Below are 17297 nucleotides of genomic sequence, written 5' to 3' on the forward strand. Positions count from 1 at the left end.
TCGCGCCCTGAAGGACACATCTGATGTAAAGGCACCGCGCATGACGGCTCCGAAGAAAGTGGTGCTCGCCTATTCCGGCGGGCTGGATACCTCGATCATTCTCAAGTGGTTGCAGACGGAATATGGCTGTGAAGTCGTGACCTTCACCGCCGATCTGGGACAGGGGGAAGAGCTCGAACCTGCCCGCAAAAAGGCCGAGATGATGGGTGCGACGGGCATCTACATCGAGGATCTGCGCGAGGAATTCGTCCGCGATTTCGTCTTCCCGATGTTCCGCGCCAATGCGCTTTACGAGGGGCTATACCTTCTGGGCACCTCTATCGCCCGCCCGCTGATTTCCAAGCGGTTGGTTGAGATTGCAGCCGCCGAGGGGGCCGACGCGGTCTCGCACGGGGCGACCGGCAAGGGCAATGACCAGATCCGGTTTGAACTCGCCGCCTATGCGCTGAACCCGGAAATCAAAGTCGTCGCACCCTGGCGCGAATGGGATCTGGGCAGCCGGACCAAGCTGATCGATTTTGCCGAAAAGCATCAGATTCCCATTGCCAAGGACAAACGCGGCGAAGCGCCGTTCAGCGTGGATGCGAACCTGTTGCACACCTCGTCCGAGGGCAAAATCCTCGAAGACCCCGCCGAGGAAGCGCCCGAACATGTCTACCAGCGCACCGTTGCGCCTGAAGATGCGCCCGATACGCCCGAAATGGTTGAAATCACGTTTGAACGTGGTGACGCCGTTGCGATCAATGGCGAACGGATGTCGCCCGCTACAGTGCTGACCAAGCTGAACGAACTTGGCGGTAAACACGGCGTTGGCCGTCTCGATCTGGTCGAAAACCGCTTCATCGGCATGAAGTCCCGCGGTATCTATGAAACGCCGGGTGGCACGGTTCTGCTAGAGGCGCATCGCGGCATCGAGCAGATCACTTTGGACGCAGGCGCTGGACACCTGAAAGACAGCATCATGCCGCGCTATGCAGAGCTGATCTATAACGGCTTCTGGTTCAGCCCCGAACGCGAGATGCTGCAGGCGCTGATTGACAAAAGCCAGGAACATGTCTCGGGCACCGTCCGCGTGAAGCTCTACAAGGGCGCCTGCAACACGGTCGCGCGCTGGTCGGACAAGACGCTCTATTCTGAAGAGCATGTGACGTTCGAGGATGACATGGGCGCTTATGACCAGTCCGACGCGCAAGGCTTCATTCAGCTCAACGCACTGCGGCTCAAACTGTTGGCCGCCCGCAACCGGCGCGCAAAAGGCTAGGCGTGGCGTTCGCAGCGCGTCCTGTGACGGGTGCCGATGTTGTCCCTTTGGAAAACATCACCGTCCACCCGGAGCAAGACCGCTTCATCGCGCCCAACATCGTGACAATCGCCCAGGCCCGGTTTGAAACCGGCGCTTATGATTTCTGCCTATGGGACGGAGACACCCGCGTCGGCCTTATCGCCCTGATCGACATGGCGGAACATGACGATCGCGAAGAGATCGATGACCCCGAGGCGGTCTATGTCTGGCGCCTCCTGATCGGCAAAGACTTTCAACGGCGAGGCCACGGCAAAGCCGCCATGGATTTCGCCGAAGACTGGGCCCGCAAACGCAGCCGCCGCTGCGTGCAAATCCAGGCAGTCGAAGACAACGTGGCAGCCATCGCGATGTACCAGGCGCTGGGCTACACCCTCACTGGCCACAAGTCCGGTAAAGAGGTGCAGCTAGAGAAGGTGCTCTGACGAACGGCCAGCTATTCGGCCTGCCCAGAGGCCTTCTCGACCTCCAGCAACGCCGACACGATCCGCAACGGGACGTTCAGATCTTCAAACGCATCCGTGATACCCGCCATGATCTTTTCGCGGTTGGCGAGCAGGCCACCTACCTTGAACATGTCCCGGAAGTGGGACAGGGCGATATGCATTTCCTCACCGGTGCTTGTGGCAGAGAACAGTTGGGCAAAATCGCCAACCTGCGTCTCAAGATCCGTCAGCAGATCGATCACACCCCGCAGTGCCGGGTTGTTTTGTTCAACTCCGTGCTGTGAAAGCCAGACGCCATAAACTTCACCCTTCTGCCCGGTAACGCTGTCGACTTGAACAAGATCGTCGACATTCATCCGGCTGAACCAGCCCCCGGTCTTGCGCTCTGGTGCTATGAAGAAAGCTGGAATGGGCGCAGCATTCTGAAACCGGACAACAATGCCGCGAAAGAGTGTGCGAGAATTCTTACCACCGGTTTCAAACTTCACCTCGGCAAGCGCAAAACGCCGGTCGCCGATAGTGCCAGAGATGCAGTCTTCGGCCCGGCGCACGCCGGCCTTTGGCAAAAGCCGCGAGGGAAGCGCGTCAAGAAAGGCACGGCCATTTTGCTCATACTGCAGATTGATGGCCTTGGCCAAATGCGGCAGCACCATGCGCTGCTGCCCTTTCGTCACCCAACCGTTGATGAAAAACAGGATAACAACGCCAACGAAGACAGGCGCGAATGAGACAACTTGATTGTCGGCATCCGCTCTTGCCCAAATCGATACGCTCAACGCGATGGCGACCACACTCACACCAGCCGCGAAAATGAGGCCGGTGCGTCTTTTCTGTTCCAGTGTCGGCATCAGCTCTTGCAGCGTCACATCAAGCGTTTGGTCAGCTGGCTGTGTATCGGGATGATCGGACATGGCACGCTCCGGCTAAAAACGGGGTTTTTCTAGCATCCTGTACCAACACCGCGAAGTGGGAGATTCCTCACCCAGCGTCACTGTTGCGCGCGCGGGCTCATCTTCGTACCGATTGCGCAGTAAAGAGGAGACGGTTTTGGACATTTCAGAGATCGCCGCGAAGATGCAAAAGGGGCTTTCCAGCCGGGAGTTTACTGGCAGCCTGAAGTTTGATTGTGGGCAGGACGGTGTGATCGTTCTGGCCGACAACGCCGTCAGCCGCGATGATCAGGACACGGCCTGCACCATCGGCATCACTACGGCCAATCTGGCGAAACTGATCACTGGCAAACTGAACCCGATGACCGGCGTGATGATGGGCAAGTTGAAAGTCTCTGGCGATGCCCGTGTCGCGATGAAACTGGGTGAATTGCTCAAGGCCTGAGCCGCAGGCTCGCCATCGCTTCGTAGTGCGGCAAGGCTTCGGTGAGGAGGTCTTGGTATTGTGGCGCCACCACTGGCAAATCCGCCTCAGCGCCAGCAAAACCAGTGCTTTTGTGCACGGCGTTGTACCAGTGTTTGGCCCAGACACCGTCCTCCGCACGGGGGCCTGCAGGCCAGGATAGCATCGCGTTATCAAACGGTAGCCCAATGTGATCGCAAAGCATCCGTAGCACGCCCGCCGGATCGGCCCGGATATCCGCGCTGTCGATCACTTTGCCGCCCAGCGCGTCGTAAATCCGCGTCTGCGCGACAAAGCCGATATCGGCCATCTCCATCGCATCCCGCTTGGCACCATAGCTCGCGATGACCCGCGCCGGATGACGGATCAGGTGGATGTTCACGCAACCCTTGGCCCAATCCAGCGGGAAGCCATCCACCATGTGATGCGGCATATGCTTCATGTAGAAATGCGGTCTGCCGTCCGGGATCGGCCCAGCACAGCGGGCCGCGACAACCTGCGGGTGGGTCTCATGCGTCGCCAGAACCTCTTCGCGCATCGGATGATCAACACCAGTCGCGGCCAGATAGGGCGCGTAAAACGGCTCATCCCAAACGGCAAAATCGGCGCGGTTTCCGAACGCATACATCATTGCGGTTGAGAGATTCCGCGGCCCCGACCACATCGCGATCTTCATGAACGGGCCACCAGATCTTTGTAAAGATCACGCAGGCGCGCCGTCATCGGCCCAAGCTGCCCTGTCCCAATCGCCCGGCCATCGATGCTACCCACGGGCGTCTGCGCCCCGAAAGTCCCGGTCAGAAACGCTTCATCTGCCGAATAGGTATCGACGAGACTGAAATTGCGTTCAAAAACCGGGATGTCATTGGCGCGACAAAGATCGATGACCTTCTGCCGCGTGATCCCATTCATGCAGTAATCGCCCGTGCTCGTCCAAACCGCACCATTCTTCACGATGAAGAAGTTGCAAGCATTGGTCGTGTTCACAAAGCCATGCACATCCAGCATCAGCGCCTCATCCGCGCCCGCCTTTTCGGCGGCGATGCAGGCGAGGATGCAATTGAGCTTCGAATGGCTGTTGAGTTTCGGGTCCTGCGTCATCGGCAGGCCGCGCTGATGTGGTACGGTGGCCAGAGCAATTGGGCGCGGAATGCTGGGCCGCGAATGCTCCACGATAATCACAAATGTTGGGCCAGAGCGGGATAGCGAAGGATGCTGAAAGGGCCGCACTTTCACCCCGCGCGTGACCATCAGGCGGGCATGGGCGTCCGTAGTCATCCCGTTGGCCTCTTGCGTCTGGATCAGGGCCTTGGCCACGCCATCCCGATCCATCGGGATCTCCAGATCAATCGCTTTCGCGGCCTCGAAGAGCCGGTCGAGATGTTCATCCAGAAACGCCCATTTGCCGTCGTAGAGGCGCAACCCCTCCCAAACCCCGTCCCCCAGCATGAAGCCACTGTCATAGACGCTGACCATCGCCTCCGCCTTTGGTACAATCCGGCCATCGACATAAGTCAGGATCGCCTCATTCCGGGCATCCTCTTCGGCTTGATGGGTTGTGATTTTGGTCATGTGATAGACTTGCGTAAAGGTAACGTCCAAACATGATCCTTCAGTCCGCCAACTCTGTCCAAGACTATTCGAATAGTCTTGGCAAAAATCATCCAAGTTTTCTGCACCACCCCTCTTTCACGGATGCGTGAAGGCGTGACGCACCGCCTTGCCCAAACATCAGCGGGCGGGCAATGAGGCCAGTATGCGACACGTCATCCTAACGCTAACACTCTGCCTTGCCCTTTGGCCGGGGATGAACAAGGCGGAAACCCTGCAAACAGCCTATGTCGCGGGTGGCTGTTTCTGGTGCGTTGAGAGCGATTTTGAATCGCTGGGCGGTGTGGTTGAGGTGGTCTCTGGCTATACCGGTGGGGCGACCGAGAACCCAACCTATCGCACGATCAAGGGGTCGGGTCATTACGAAGCGGTTGAGATCACTTATGACGCCGATATCGTGAGTTACGACCAGCTGCTGTATGCGTTCTTCCGCTCCATCGATCCGACCGACGCGGGTGGGCAATTCTGCGACCGGGGCGAGAGCTACCGCACCGCCGTTTTCGTGGCTACCCCAGCAGAGCGGGCGGCGGCCGAACAGGCGAAAGCCCGGGCTGAACGTGATCTCGGCCAGCGCATTGTGACCCCGATCCTCGATGCCGCACCCTTTTACGTGGCCGAGGACATTCATCAGGACTACTATCGCGGGGAGCGTTTGATCGTCACGCGTCGGGGTGTGAAGACCCAGGCCGAGGCCTACAAGTTTTATCGCGAGGCTTGTGGGCGGGATGCGCGGGTCGCGGCACTATGGGGTGACGCCGCACCTTTTGTTCAGGACTGAAACGCCTGCACCTCGGAGAGATCCGGGATCACATCCGCCGTGCCATGGCGTGTCACCATCAGTGCGGCCGCCTTCATCGCCTGTCCAATCGCCTGCGCCATCGGCATCTCACGATCCAGCCCGGCAAGCACATAGCCGGTGAATGTGTCACCTGCCCCCGTGGTATCAACCGGATCGACTTCAATGGCCGGGAAGTGCTGGCGCCCGTCCTTGCCAAACCACTCCGCCCCATCGGCGCCAAGCGTGACGATTACGTCGGAGACAGGTAGATCAGCAGGCGCCAGACCGGTCGCGGTTTCGAGCTGAGCAGCTTCCACCGCGTTCAGGATCAGAAAGTCGAGATGGGGCAGCACCGCCTCAACGCGTTCGGCATCAAATGGGGCCGCCGCATAGGCGACACGCAATCCCATCTTCTTACCCAAAGCAGCAGCAGTGCGTTGCAGGTTCGTTTCGTTCTGGATGACCAGCCAATCACCTGTCGAAGCCTCAGCCATTGCGGTCTGCAAAGTGGCCTGAGGGATTTCGGCGTTGGCGCCGGGATGCAAAACGATGGCGTTTTCTCCATCGGGGGTCACCATGATGATCGCTTGCGCGGTCTCGGTCCCGATCTCGGCTATATTCCGTGTATCAACGCCGTATTCCAGCAGCCGCTCAACCGCCCAGTGCCCGTCGGCGCCAACCGCGCCAATATGATGAACATGCGCCGCCGCACGGGCCGCCGCCACCGACATATTCGCACCCTTGCCGCCCAGAAAGAGCTCGCGCCCGGTCGAGGCGAGAGTCTCCCCCGGCGCAGGCACATGCGGCACGGCATAGACGAAATCCGCGTTGATTGAGCCGAGGTTCCAGATTGCCATGTTTTGCCCGCCATTTCTTGCTCGACCTTCTTAGCCGTCAATCTGTGATGGCTCAAACCCAACAAGTCAGCAAGGCGTCATTCATTCGCAACACAGAACCTCTTCGGTCGCAACGAATGCATCGGTTCCGATCAGATCTGTGGTTGTGCCATCTGCATCACTGATCGTGACATCAAGATTGATCAGACCACCAATTTCTGCACCGTTATTGCCAAAGAACACGCCACCGATTTCGCTGTCGGATGTGCAGCTAGCCTCACTACAAGTGCCGATCGTCAAATCCCCTGCAAATCCATTGCCAGTGATAGCAGCGGGGGCAAGGTCCAGCCCAACTTCAACGCCTGTCCCAACCTGGGCGAGCGTGACATCGCCGGACACCGTCGATGACGCAAAGTTGGCTTCAAGCGTGACGTCACCACGCAAAGAGTTCCGGTTCCCGACAACGGGATTGATCTGCAATGGGGCAGTGTATGTGACGGACCCCGTCAGGGCGTCGATTTGATCGGGATTAGTCTCGGCCCCAATCAGAAAACTTGAGGTACCGATGTTAATCGTAATCGCATCTGGATCTCTCTTTTCCAGCACGAAGCCCTGAACACTGCTTCCTTCCCGTCTCCGAAGGGTAAAGACATCGCCATCATCAGCGGGCGCTTCACCATCCACGATGTTCAGCGTCGCAACATCAAGTGTGATTGTCAGGTTTTCCTCATCCTGAAAATTGACAATCTCATCCGTGGTTTCCTGGCGTACCTCGCCGGTCTCTTCATCTTCGGTGACACGGACAACGCGGACGGTGAATGTTTGCCCTTCAAGATCCGAAAGCTCTGTTGTGGCATCCGCATAGTCAACACCATTGCGGGCTTGTTGCGGGTCGGTGCTGCCGAAAAATAGCCCCAGGTCCCGCTCTGGCAGATCATCGCCGCCGTCACCGCTGCTGCAGGCCGCAAATGACAAACCTATGACCGCAATGGTCCCTATTTTCTTAAAAAACTGCATGTCTCACCCCGCTTGGCATTGATATGTATGCGCCGCATGTCCGGGCGCTATCAAACCGACTACGGGTGAGGCTGCGGTCTTATTCCCCGACCAAGGATCCTTTTTTCAGGGCGTCAGCGTTCAATCCACTTTGCAGGCGGCGATCACCGCCATGTTCAGGATGTCGTTGACGGTTGAGACAGTCGAACAGACCTGGATCGGCTTTCCAATGCCTGACAGGATCGGCCCAATCACCGTCGCCCCCGCCATTTCCTGCATCAGCTTGACAGAGATGGACGCGGAGTGCCGGGCAGGCACGACAAGGACATTTGCGGGACCAGTGAGCCGCTGGAAGGGATAGTTTTCCTGCGCTTGCGTATTCAGCGCCACGTCCACCGTCATCTCACCCTCATACTCAAAATCCGCCTTGCGCGCGTCCAGCACAAGGGGCGCCTTATGCATCTTCTCGGCCCGTTCCGATACCGGATAGCCAAAGGTCGAGAAGGACAGAAATGCGACCCGAGGCTCTAACCCCAATTCGCGGGCCACAAAAGCGCCGCGCTCTGCGATATCGGCGAGGTCGTTTTCGTCGGGCCATTCATGAACCAATGTATCCGTGATCAAGACGATACGCCCCTTGTGCAGAACCGCCGTCACGCCGACAGCGCCATCATGCGGTTCCGCGTCGAAGACATGGTTGATCAGTTCCAGGATATGCGCCGATTTCCGCGTGGCCCCGGTAACCATGCCATCGGCATGGCCATGCGCCAGCATAAGAGCTGCAAACACATGCCGGTCGCGGGCGGCGAGGCGGTGCACATCCGCCATGTCAAAGCCTTTGCGTTGCAGCCGTTGATAGAGGAAATCCTTGTAGGTTTCGAGGTGGTCGGTATTGGCGGCGTTGACGATTTCAAGCTCGGCAACAGCCTCTGGCAGACCTTCCGCTGTCAGTTTTTCCTTCACATCATCGTCACGCCCGACGACGAGCGCTTTGCCCATACCGGACCGTTGATAGAGGACGGCGGCGCGCAAGACACGGGGGTCGTCCCCTTCGGCGAAAACTACGGTGGACTGATTGGACCGGGCGCGGGCGTTCAGGCTGCGCAGTATGGATTGCGTCGGGTCCATCCGGGATTTCAGTGACAGCTCATATGCATCCATATCCACAATCGGTCGCCGCGCGACGCCGGTTTTCATGCCGGCCTGTGCGACGGCGGTCGGAATGCGGTGGATCAGGCGCGGATCGAAGGGCGTGGGAATGATGTAGTCGCGGCCAAAGGTCAGCTTTTTGCCGTAGGCCATCGCGACCTCGTCCGGGACGTCCTCGCGGGCGAGGGCGGCCAATGCCTCGGCACAGGCGATCTTCATTTCCTCATTGATCGCGCGGGCGTGAATGTCCAAAGCGCCACGGAAAAGATAGGGGAAGCCCAAGACGTTGTTGACCTGGTTCGGATAATCGCTGCGCCCCGTCGCCACAATCGCATCCTCGCGCACTGCATGCGCATCTTCTGGGGTGATCTCCGGATCCGGATTGGCCATGGCAAAGATCACCGGGTTCTCGGCCATGCTTTCGACCATCGCAGGCGTCACAGCACCCTTCACCGAAACCCCCAGAAACACGTCGCAGCCTTTCATCGCTTCTTCGAGGTTGCGCAGGTCGGTCTTGACCGCATGGGCCGACTTCCACTGGTTCATCCCTTCGGTCCGGCCCTGATAGATCACGCCCTTCGTGTCACAGACGATGCAGTTTTCATGCCGCGCGCCCATGAATTTCAGAAGCTCGATACAGGCAATCCCCGCCGCCCCCGCGCCGTTCAGCACGATCTTCACATCTTCGATCTTCTTGCCCGACAAATGCAGCGCGTTGATCAGCCCAGCCGCGCAGATCACCGCCGTCCCGTGCTGGTCGTCGTGGAAGACGGGGATATCCATCTGCTCTTTCAGCGTCTGTTCGATGATGAAGCATTCGGGGGCCTTGATGTCTTCAAGGTTGATCCCGCCAAAGGTGGGCCCCATCAGCTTGCAGGCCTGAATGAAGGCGTCGGTGTCCTCGGTATCCAGCTCGATATCGATGGAGTTCACATCGGCGAAACGTTTGAAGAGGACCGATTTGCCTTCCATCACCGGCTTGCTGCCCAGCGCGCCAAGATTGCCCAGACCCAGCACGGCCGTCCCGTTTGAGATCACAGCAACGAGGTTGCCCTTGTTCGTATAGTCGTAAGCGGTCGAAGGATCCGCCGCGATTTCCTCGCAGGGGATCGCCACGCCGGGAGAATAGGCCAGCGACAGATCCCGCTGGGTGGTCATGGGGACTGTCGCGTTAATCTCCCACTTGCCGGGGGTGGGCTGCATGTGGAATTGCAGCGCGTCTTCGCGCGTGTGTTTGGCTTTTGACATGCTGTCCCCCCGATCTGCCCACAAGACATAGCGGGGAATGAATTGAAGGCACAAGAAAGAGTTTGACGGCAGCTGTCCGAGGCAAGACGCTGAGATGACCCGCGCCTACTTTTTCTTCAAAGATCGCGCATGATGCAGGCATGCGGCAAAGGCCTCTTCCAGCACATCCGGTTCGACAAGCCGTTCATTCGGGATCGCCACATATCCCCGCATAATCGCCCCGTATTGTTCGACCGGTTCTGTGCCGAAGTTTTCGGCAAACCGCGCGCGCTCTTCCTCGGCCATTCGCAGGCAAATACGGCCCGCAGGGTCCAGCAGGCTGTACATATTGCCATTCATGGATGTGTAAGGGTTGGCCTTACCCTTGACCTTGTCGTCAAAGAACCGCGCAACGAGGTCGCGATAGATGGCCAGGTTTTTTGTTCTCTCTGACATGACCGTTCCCCATGTGCCAAGGCACTTGCATTCCGCACGCAAATATATAACCATATTGTTATGGATTCGCAAGAACTCGACCTTATCTTCGGCGCGCTCGCCGACCCGATCCGGCGGGGCATCCTCGTCAATCTGTCAACGGGCGAAAAGAATGTCTCGCAACTGACCGATGCTTTCGACGTGTCGCAGCCCGCCATCTCGCGCCATCTGCGCACGCTTCACGATGCCGGGCTGATCGAAAAGGAAAAGCGCGGACGTGAACAATTTGTCCGCGCCCGCGCCGAACGCGCCGATGAAGCGGCCCGCTGGATCAGGCATTACAGCACCTTCTGGAAAGAACACTTTGACGAGGTCGACCGTATTCTCACCCAAAGGAAAGGGGATCAAGATGACGACAAAGACCAAGGTTGAGGGCAACACCCTCATCGTCGAACGCCTTTATGACGCATCGCAGGCCAGCGTGTTCGACGCCTGGATTGATGCCGCAAAGACCACCCATTGGTGGGGCTGCGGGCAAACGACCAAGGTGGTTTCGACAATCGAACAGGAAAAGGGCGGATGCTACCAACATCTGATGACCATCGAAGGGCATGGCGAGCATCTGATCGACGGGCGGTTGATGGAATACAAACCGCCAGAGCTTCTGTCCTACACCATGCCGGGCGTGGACGGCGGCGCTGATATGGCAGTCCACGTCACCTTCACCGCCGTCGGCGACCAGACCAAGGTGACACTGGTCCAATCCCCCGTGCCCGACTTCCTGAAGGATACTGTCGCAGCCGGGTGGACCGCATCATTCGAACGCCTCGCAAACTTCTTTACCGGTACGCGGCGCGCGGCCTGACAAAAAGCACCACAGCTTAGCGCTGGCGCCGCAGATAGATGTAATAGGCACCATGCCCGCCATGTTTCAAATGCGCGGGCGTGACCTGCAAAACGGCCCCGACAAGCGGCGGCAGCGCCAACCATTGCGGCACCTGATGGCGCAACACACCCAAACGCGTTGGGATCGGGCCGCCATCGTCGCGGTCCTTGCCCTTACCTGTAATCACCAGCACCAAACGGCGGCCCATCTGCTGCGATCCCATAATGAATGAGATCAGCGCGGGATGCGCCTCGGCCAGCGTCATCCCATGCAAATCAAGCCGCGCCTCCGGTTTCAGCTTGCCGCGCTTGAGCTTGCCGAATGACTTGCGGTCCATATTGACCGGTGCCTCTGCCATCCGATCAGCGATGCCGGGCAAGACATCACGCCGCTCCCGACCGTTGACGGTTTCTCCCACACGAAAAGAAGGGATCGGTTCCGTTCGTGGTGCGGGCATGTCCTTCTTTGGCGGCTCCGGCAGAGGATCGGCGCGGCGGCCATTCATCGGCGTCGTGCGTTCCGCCACCCGGTCCCACAAGGCCCGTTCCTCCGCCGACAGATTGCGGGGGCGGCGCATCAGTCTTCCGCCATCAGGCGCTGCGCCATAGCGCTGGGCATCAGCACAACCATGCGACCATCATCCTTGATCCGCCCGGCAGCGCGACCTGCCTCCTCACCCGTACCGAAAAAGATATCGGCCCGCTGCGCCCCCTTGATCGCCGATCCGGTATCTTGCGCGATCATCAAGCGGTTCATGGGCTCCGCCCCAGCTTTCTCAATCCAGACCGGCGCGCCGAGCGTTACAAAGGCCGGATCAACAGCAATCGACCGAAACGGCGTAATCGACCGGTTCATCGCGCCCAATGGTCCCAGCTCTGCTGGCACCTCGCTCACCTCGCGGAAGAACACATAGCTTTCGTTCTCCCACAGCAATTCCCGGCCCTCCGGTCGGTTCTTGCGCACCCAGTTGCGGATCACAGCGGCCGAGACCTGATGCGGCTCAAAAATCCCCCGCGCAACAAGCGCCATGCCAACGGACGAGTAATCACGGCTGTTCTTGCCACCATAACCTACGCGCATGACCGTCCCATCCGGCAGGCGGATGCGACCCGAACCCTGGATCTGCAGAAAGAACAGATCAACCGGATCGGTGAGCCAGGCGAGTTCCAAACCGCGGCCCGCAAGCGGCTGATCCTCATCAATCTCACGCCTTGTATAATAGGGCTCTCCCGGCACCAGATCATCCGGCACCGCATAGATCGGAAACTGATAGCCATCGCCACGTTCGCGTGACCCCGGTAGTTCCGGCTCAAAATAGCCCGTGAACAACATCGGATCGCCGTCTTCAATCAGGACAGGGGTAAAGAACCGTTCAAAGAAATGGCGCGGATCAGGATCGGTTTGCAGGAAATCGCACACGACCTCCCACTCGATCCCGCGCAGATCACGACAAGTGTTCTGAAAAACGGATAAGGCGGCGTAATGATCATCCGCCGCCCAGCCATTCAGGTCGTCATATGTCAGCTGCGTATAGGTCGGGTCCGCCATCGCATGCCCCGCTGATATCAGTGACAGCGCAATGGCACCAAGGCCCTCACGGATCATTCGCCAGTGGCGACAAGCTTCCAATTCGGGTCGCCCGAATCCATCCTGCGCGAGAAGGTCCAGGTGTCTTTCTGGCGCTTGATCTCTTTATCGCTGCCTTCAACGATATCGCCGGCATTGTCACGGACAACGGACGTCATCTCGCTCTTGAACCGCACCGACACTTCACCCTCTTTGGTGACTTCGTCAAATTCTGCATCAACAAGGCTCATATCGCTGATCCCGATAAAGTTCGCCTCTACTGTCAGCCCCTGTCGCTGGCGATCATCCACGACGCTCGCAAACGCCTCATACACATCTTCCGAGATGAACGGCACAATCTGGTCCAGGTCACCTTTTTCAAACGCCATCAGGATCATTTCATATGCGCCACGCGCACCGCCCAGAAACTCACCCACGTTGAATGACGGGTCCACACGCTTCATCGCGGCCAGGGCCTTGGCCTGATCGGAATCCTCTGGGACATGATCCGTGATATCAAGATCAGGACCGCCCTCGATCACGTCAAATTCCGGCGCTGACCTGCGTGATGGGTCAGGACGTGTCACCGCAGGTTTTTCATATCCTTCACGCGTACCAAGCACACCGCGCAACCGCAGGATCAGGAAAACAGCAATGCCAGCAAGCACCAAAAGCTGGATAATCGGAGAGTTCATTCGCGCCTCGTTTCAGGGTGAGGCATGGAAACATGCCCGGTCGGTCCCTATGTAGGTCGTGGACCGGGGCAAGTCCACCTTACCCCCGAACAAGTTACGAAAGGCGCCGACCATGTGGCTGTTACTTGCTTTTATTGCTGTTCCGATGATCGAAATCGCCCTGTTCATTCAGGTTGGCGGCTATATCGGGCTGGGTTGGACCCTATTGATCGTATTGATGACGGCGATTGCCGGGTCTTATCTGGTGCGCAATCAAGGTATCCGGGAACTGGGTAACCTGCAGCGGTCATTCTCGGAACTCAAAGACCCGACCGAGCCTTTGGCCAATGGCGCAATGATCCTCTTTGCCGGGGCACTGCTGCTCACGCCCGGTTTTTTCACCGACGCGGTTGGCCTTTCGCTTTTGGTGCCTGGCATCCGCCGGGCCGCATTCCTGTGGGCGCGGTCTCGTATCAGGGTGCAGACCTTTACCATGGGGCAACAGCATCCGCAGTCGCATCAGCCCGATGATCAGGTGATTGATGGTGACTTTCAGGAAGTCCCCCACGACAAAAAGCCCACGCATCGGCCATCCGGCTGGACCCAGCATTGAGCCTTTTCAAAGGGCCTGCTAGGAACGCGCGAACCTGAAATTATTGGAGCACGTTCCCATGTCCGACGCCCCCGAAAACGGCGCCCAGCCCGCACAACCCCAACAGCAAGCCAGCAACAAGATCATGGCGCAGTATATCCGCGACATGTCTTTCGAAAACATCCTGGCCCAGAAAGGCGTGACCGGTGACGCTCAGCCCGAGATTCAGGTCCAGGTGAACCTGGATGCCCGCAAGCGCAATGCCGACAACCATTTTGAGGTGATCACGAAGCTCAACATCACCAGCAAGACCAAAGAGAAGGGCGAGCCGCTTTTCGTGCTGGAGCTGGAATATGGTGGTGTCTTTGAGATCAGCGGCGTGCCTGACGAACAGATGCATCCCTACCTTCTGATCGAATGCCCGCGGATGACATTCCCCTTCGTGCGCCGGATCGTCAGTGACGTGACCCGCGACGGTGGCTTCCCACCGCTGAACCTTGAAACCATTGATTTCCTTGCACTTTACCGGGCCGAACTCGCCCGCCGTGCAGAAGCTGAAAAGGCCAAGGCAAACTAAGCCAGCTTTTTCCACACAGCATCGTCGCCCAGTTCCGCCACAAAGGCGGCATGGGCGGCGGTTTCCTCATCGGTCAATCGCGATGGCAAAGGCGTGGGCCGCTTGGTTGGCCGCCATGCGTCTTCGGCAACTCCGCCAGACGTGACCTGCGCCGCGCTTGATAACGCGAAGTCAGGCTGCCGGCCGCCGATCAATTCCAGGTAGACTTCAGCCAGGATTTCACTGTCGAGCAGCGCGCCGTGCAGGGTGCGCGATGAGTTATCGATGTCAAAGCGACGGCAAAGCGCATCAAGTGAAGCAGGCGAGCCGGGGAATCTCCGTCGCGCAATCGCCAGTGTGTCGATGGCCTGATCCATCGGCAAAAGCGGGCGATTGACCCAACCGAGCTCAGCATTCAGGAACTTCATGTCAAAGGCAGCATTGTGGATGACAAGTTTCGCATCGCCAACGAAATCCACAAAGTCCTGCGCAATATCCGCAAAAACCGGTTTGTCCCGCAACGTCTCTTGCCCCGGTTGGGGTTCTCGGGGCGGCTCGAGCAAGTCCGGGCCAATGCCATGCACGCCAAACGCCTCTTCGGGCATGGAACGTTGCGGGTTGATATATTGATGATAGGTGCGGCCCGTGGGCACGTGGCCGCGCAACTCGACCGCCCCGATTTCGACGATCCGGTCGCCTTCGCCGGGTTCAAAACCTGTGGTCTCAGTATCAAGAACGATTTCACGCATCGGCTGCACCTGTCAGTTCGCAAATCAGATGTCGCACAGCAGCGCGGGTGTCGTCCATATCCAGCGTCTCAATGATATGATCAGCCCGCGCGCGTTTCTCGGCATCCGGCATCTGTTTTGCCAGCATCGCCTCAAACTGCGCCTCTGTCATGCCCGGCCGGGCCATGACGCGTTGCTTTTGCACATCCGCAGGGACAGAGACGACGAGCACGGAGGTCAACCATGCATCAGCTTTGGTTTCGAAGAGAAGGGGAATGTCGAAAACGAGCAAGGGGGCTTTGTTGTTTTTCAAGAATTCCTGGCGATCTGTGGCGACAAGCGGATGCACAATCGCCTCAATCTCGGCCAGCACCGCCGAATCCTCCGCGATCAGGTCTTTCAGGACATTTCGGGAAACCGCGCCATCGACAATCGCATCGGGAAACTTCGCACCGATTGGGTCAACGGCCGCACCGCCTTGGTCATAAAGTGCATGAACACAGGCATCCGCGTCCCAGACCGGCACATCTTCATCGCGGAACATCTGCGCCGTTGTCGACTTTCCCATACCAATCGACCCGGTCAGGCCCAGCAGATGGCTCACGACAAAACCGCGCGGCGTGTCGCCTCATCCACTTCGGGTCGGGTGCCAAACCAGCGTTCAAATCCGGGCACGCCCTGATGCAGCAACATGCCCAGCCCATCCACCGTGCGGCAGCCGCGTTCCGCCGCCGCGTCAAGAAACGCGGTTCGTAAGGGTGTGTAAACGATGTCGGTCACAATCGCATCGGGGCTCAGCTCATCAAGCGGTACCTTGAACGGTTGCGCGCCCTTCATGCCAAGAGAGGTTGTATTCACTGCGAAAGCCACTTCATCCAGCATCGGCCCCGCCTGCACCCAGTCATAGACCTGGATGCGCGCGCCAAACTCGGCCTTGAGCGCTTCGGCCTTCAGGCGGGTGCGGTTGGCCAGACGGATCTCGGGGACGCCCGCATCGGCCAAAGCAACGATAATCGCTCGCGCTGCACCGCCCGCGCCGAAGATGGCAGCTGGACCGGCCTTCGGATCCCAATCGGGGACCTCTTGCCGGATATTGGCGGTAAACCCATAACCATCTGTATTATCGGCAAAAATACGGCCATCATCGGTAAAGATCAGGGTATTGGCGGCGCCGATCAGGGTCGCGCGGTCCGTCACGTTGTCCGCCAATTGGAGCACTGCGACCTTGTGGGGTATCGTGACATTCGCGCCGATAAAACCCTGCTCTGGCAAGGCCCGCAACGTGTGAGCCAGCGCATCTTCGGCCACCTGCAACGCCTCGTACCGGCCAGCCAAACCATAGCGGGAGAGCCAGTAATTATGTAATTTCGGCGAAAGCGAGTGCGAAACCGGGTTGCCAATCACAGCCGCGCGGGGGACATCCTTCATGAGGTCAGTGTTCCGCGAAGCGTGAGATATGACAAGAGTTCAAGCAGCGGCAGACCCAGGACATTGAAATAATCCCCTTCAATGCGTGTGAAAAAGCGCACACCTTCTTCTTCCAGCTTATAGGCGCCAACGCTGTGTTGGATACTGTCCCAGTTTCGCGCAGCATAATCAGCGATATATGTGTCAGAGAGATCACGCATATGCAGGCGCACAACACCCACATGGCGCCAAAGCGGGCGGCCCTCACCGTAGATCACGGCAGCGGAGAGGAGCTGATGCGTCTGACCGCGCAAATTCTGCAATTGCGATATTGCATCTTCTTCGCTTGACGGTTTGGAGAGGATCACCCGGTCAAAAGCCAAAACCTGGTCGCAGCCGATCACAAGCGCATCGGGATGCTTCGCCGCTACCCGTTGCGCCTTGAGCTCGGCTAGAAGATCGGCAACATCGCGGGGGGATGCATTATCGGCCTGCAGGGACGATTTGACGCTCTCTTCATCGATCCGTGCAGGGATGACATCATGAGGTACAGCGGCATTCTGGAGCAATTGGCTGCGGATCTCGGACCCCGAGGCGAGAATGATGCGATCAGTCATGTGGATAACCTGGCGGAGAAATCGTGTATCCGCCGCAGATCATATCGGGGACAGTTTGGCAGTGCGACGTGCATGAACATAAGATCCGGGATTATTCAGCCTTTGCGCCATATTATCCACCGTGGGTAAGGATAACAGGG

Annotated in this window: 22 protein-coding genes; 8 read left to right on the forward strand and 14 right to left on the reverse strand. The window is 58.4% G+C overall.

Annotated elements, in window-relative coordinates; genetic code table 11:
- The first annotated feature begins 40 nt into the window (after positions 1–40).
- Together SLH47_RS12185 and SLH47_RS12190 are read left to right on the forward strand one after the other, a co-directional pair.
- Positions 41–1261: an argininosuccinate synthase gene (locus SLH47_RS12185; RefSeq protein WP_320239790.1), complete on the forward strand. Its 1221-nt coding sequence runs from the start codon at positions 41–43 to the stop codon at positions 1259–1261.
- 2 nt (positions 1262–1263) lie between these two features.
- The gene (locus tag SLH47_RS12190; protein WP_320239791.1) at positions 1264–1725 is read left to right on the forward strand and encodes a GNAT family N-acetyltransferase; all 462 of its coding nucleotides are present in this window, start codon (positions 1264–1266) and stop codon (positions 1723–1725) included.
- An 11-nt stretch (positions 1726–1736) separates the two neighbouring features.
- Here the strand turns inward: SLH47_RS12190 and SLH47_RS12195 are convergent, their stop codons facing one another.
- Positions 1737–2657 carry a hypothetical protein gene (locus tag SLH47_RS12195; RefSeq protein WP_320239792.1) on the reverse strand — a complete coding sequence of 307 codons (921 nt, stop codon included), beginning with the start codon at positions 2655–2657 and terminating at the stop codon, positions 1737–1739.
- Positions 2658–2820: 163 nt separating this feature from the next.
- Here SLH47_RS12195 and SLH47_RS12200 point away from each other — a divergent pair, with 163 nt between their 5' ends.
- Positions 2821–3081, forward strand: a complete 261-nt coding sequence (locus SLH47_RS12200; RefSeq protein ID WP_413785644.1) for an SCP2 sterol-binding domain-containing protein — start codon at positions 2821–2823, stop codon at positions 3079–3081.
- On the opposite strand, the gene SLH47_RS12205 is transcribed toward SLH47_RS12200, so the two are convergent.
- On the reverse strand, positions 3071–3775 hold the full coding sequence (locus tag SLH47_RS12205; RefSeq protein ID WP_320239794.1) for an HAD family hydrolase: 705 nt from the start codon (positions 3773–3775) through the stop codon (positions 3071–3073). The two genes, SLH47_RS12200 and SLH47_RS12205, sit on opposite strands and share 11 nt — an antisense overlap.
- Positions 3772–4671, reverse strand: a complete 900-nt coding sequence (locus tag SLH47_RS12210; protein WP_320239795.1) for a D-amino acid aminotransferase — start codon at positions 4669–4671, stop codon at positions 3772–3774. Before SLH47_RS12210 ends, SLH47_RS12205 begins: the two co-directional genes overlap by 4 nt.
- A 184-nt stretch (positions 4672–4855) precedes the next feature.
- Between SLH47_RS12210 and msrA the strand changes: the two genes are divergently transcribed.
- Positions 4856–5488 carry a peptide-methionine (S)-S-oxide reductase MsrA gene (gene msrA, locus SLH47_RS12215; protein WP_413785639.1) on the forward strand — a complete coding sequence of 211 codons (633 nt, stop codon included), beginning with the start codon at positions 4856–4858 and terminating at the stop codon, positions 5486–5488.
- Here msrA and SLH47_RS12220 read toward each other — a convergent pair.
- From SLH47_RS12220 to SLH47_RS12235, 4 genes are all read right to left on the reverse strand, one after another.
- Positions 5479–6345 carry a ribokinase gene (locus SLH47_RS12220; RefSeq protein ID WP_320239796.1) on the reverse strand — a complete coding sequence of 289 codons (867 nt, stop codon included), beginning with the start codon at positions 6343–6345 and terminating at the stop codon, positions 5479–5481. The two genes, msrA and SLH47_RS12220, sit on opposite strands and share 10 nt — an antisense overlap.
- Positions 6346–6426: 81 nt before the next feature.
- Entirely contained in the window at positions 6427–7341 is a 915-nt protein-coding gene (locus SLH47_RS12225; RefSeq protein WP_320239797.1) for a transferrin-binding protein-like solute binding protein, read from the reverse strand.
- Positions 7342–7461: 120 nt separating this feature from the next.
- Positions 7462–9717, reverse strand: coding sequence for an NADP-dependent malic enzyme (locus SLH47_RS12230; RefSeq protein WP_320239799.1), 2256 nt, complete (start codon positions 9715–9717; stop codon positions 7462–7464).
- A gap of 105 nt (positions 9718–9822) precedes the next feature.
- Positions 9823–10152: a hypothetical protein gene (locus SLH47_RS12235; RefSeq protein WP_320239801.1), complete on the reverse strand. Its 330-nt coding sequence runs from the start codon at positions 10150–10152 to the stop codon at positions 9823–9825.
- Positions 10153–10212: 60 nt separating this feature from the next.
- Here SLH47_RS12235 and SLH47_RS12240 point away from each other — a divergent pair, with 60 nt between their 5' ends.
- Together SLH47_RS12240 and SLH47_RS12245 are read left to right on the forward strand one after the other, a co-directional pair.
- A complete protein-coding gene (locus SLH47_RS12240) occupies positions 10213–10563 on the forward strand; it encodes a metalloregulator ArsR/SmtB family transcription factor (protein ID WP_320239802.1) in 351 nt (116 codons plus the stop codon).
- A complete protein-coding gene (locus SLH47_RS12245) occupies positions 10541–10996 on the forward strand; it encodes an SRPBCC domain-containing protein (RefSeq protein WP_320239804.1) in 456 nt (151 codons plus the stop codon). Before SLH47_RS12240 ends, SLH47_RS12245 begins: the two co-directional genes overlap by 23 nt.
- A gap of 16 nt (positions 10997–11012) precedes the next feature.
- Here the strand turns inward: SLH47_RS12245 and SLH47_RS12250 are convergent, their stop codons facing one another.
- From SLH47_RS12250 to SLH47_RS12260, 3 genes are read right to left on the reverse strand one after another with little or no spacing between them, the layout of a single operon-like run.
- Entirely contained in the window at positions 11013–11594 is a 582-nt protein-coding gene (locus tag SLH47_RS12250; protein ID WP_320239805.1) for a Smr/MutS family protein, read from the reverse strand.
- On the reverse strand, positions 11594–12622 hold the full coding sequence (locus SLH47_RS12255) for a murein transglycosylase A (RefSeq protein ID WP_320239806.1): 1029 nt from the start codon (positions 12620–12622) through the stop codon (positions 11594–11596). The genes SLH47_RS12250 and SLH47_RS12255 overlap by 1 nt, the downstream gene beginning before the upstream one ends.
- Positions 12619–13278, reverse strand: a complete 660-nt coding sequence (locus SLH47_RS12260; RefSeq protein WP_320239807.1) for a Tim44/TimA family putative adaptor protein — start codon at positions 13276–13278, stop codon at positions 12619–12621. Before SLH47_RS12260 ends, SLH47_RS12255 begins: the two co-directional genes overlap by 4 nt.
- A 112-nt stretch (positions 13279–13390) precedes the next feature.
- Here SLH47_RS12260 and SLH47_RS12265 point away from each other — a divergent pair, with 112 nt between their 5' ends.
- A complete protein-coding gene (locus SLH47_RS12265; protein ID WP_320239808.1) occupies positions 13391–13870 on the forward strand; it encodes an FxsA family protein in 480 nt (159 codons plus the stop codon).
- Between the two features lie 58 nt (positions 13871–13928).
- On the forward strand, positions 13929–14426 hold the full coding sequence (gene secB, locus SLH47_RS12270) for a protein-export chaperone SecB (protein ID WP_320239809.1): 498 nt from the start codon (positions 13929–13931) through the stop codon (positions 14424–14426).
- Here secB and dnaQ read toward each other — a convergent pair.
- Genes dnaQ through SLH47_RS12290 form a run of 4 tightly spaced genes read right to left on the reverse strand, consistent with a single transcriptional unit; the run spans position 14423 to position 17157 of the window.
- A complete protein-coding gene (gene dnaQ, locus SLH47_RS12275) occupies positions 14423–15154 on the reverse strand; it encodes a DNA polymerase III subunit epsilon (protein ID WP_320239810.1) in 732 nt (243 codons plus the stop codon). The two genes, secB and dnaQ, sit on opposite strands and share 4 nt — an antisense overlap.
- A complete protein-coding gene (gene coaE / locus SLH47_RS12280) occupies positions 15147–15737 on the reverse strand; it encodes a dephospho-CoA kinase (protein ID WP_320239811.1) in 591 nt (196 codons plus the stop codon). The genes dnaQ and coaE overlap by 8 nt, the downstream gene beginning before the upstream one ends.
- A complete protein-coding gene (locus tag SLH47_RS12285) occupies positions 15734–16561 on the reverse strand; it encodes a shikimate dehydrogenase (protein ID WP_320239812.1) in 828 nt (275 codons plus the stop codon). The genes coaE and SLH47_RS12285 overlap by 4 nt, the downstream gene beginning before the upstream one ends.
- Positions 16558–17157: a nucleoside triphosphate pyrophosphatase gene (locus SLH47_RS12290; RefSeq protein WP_320239813.1), complete on the reverse strand. Its 600-nt coding sequence runs from the start codon at positions 17155–17157 to the stop codon at positions 16558–16560. The genes SLH47_RS12285 and SLH47_RS12290 overlap by 4 nt, the downstream gene beginning before the upstream one ends.
- Positions 17158–17297: the final 140 nt, after the last annotated feature.

This window comes from Cognatiyoonia sp. IB215182 (assembly GCF_033963905.1).
Taxonomy (GTDB): domain Bacteria; phylum Pseudomonadota; class Alphaproteobacteria; order Rhodobacterales; family Rhodobacteraceae; genus Yoonia.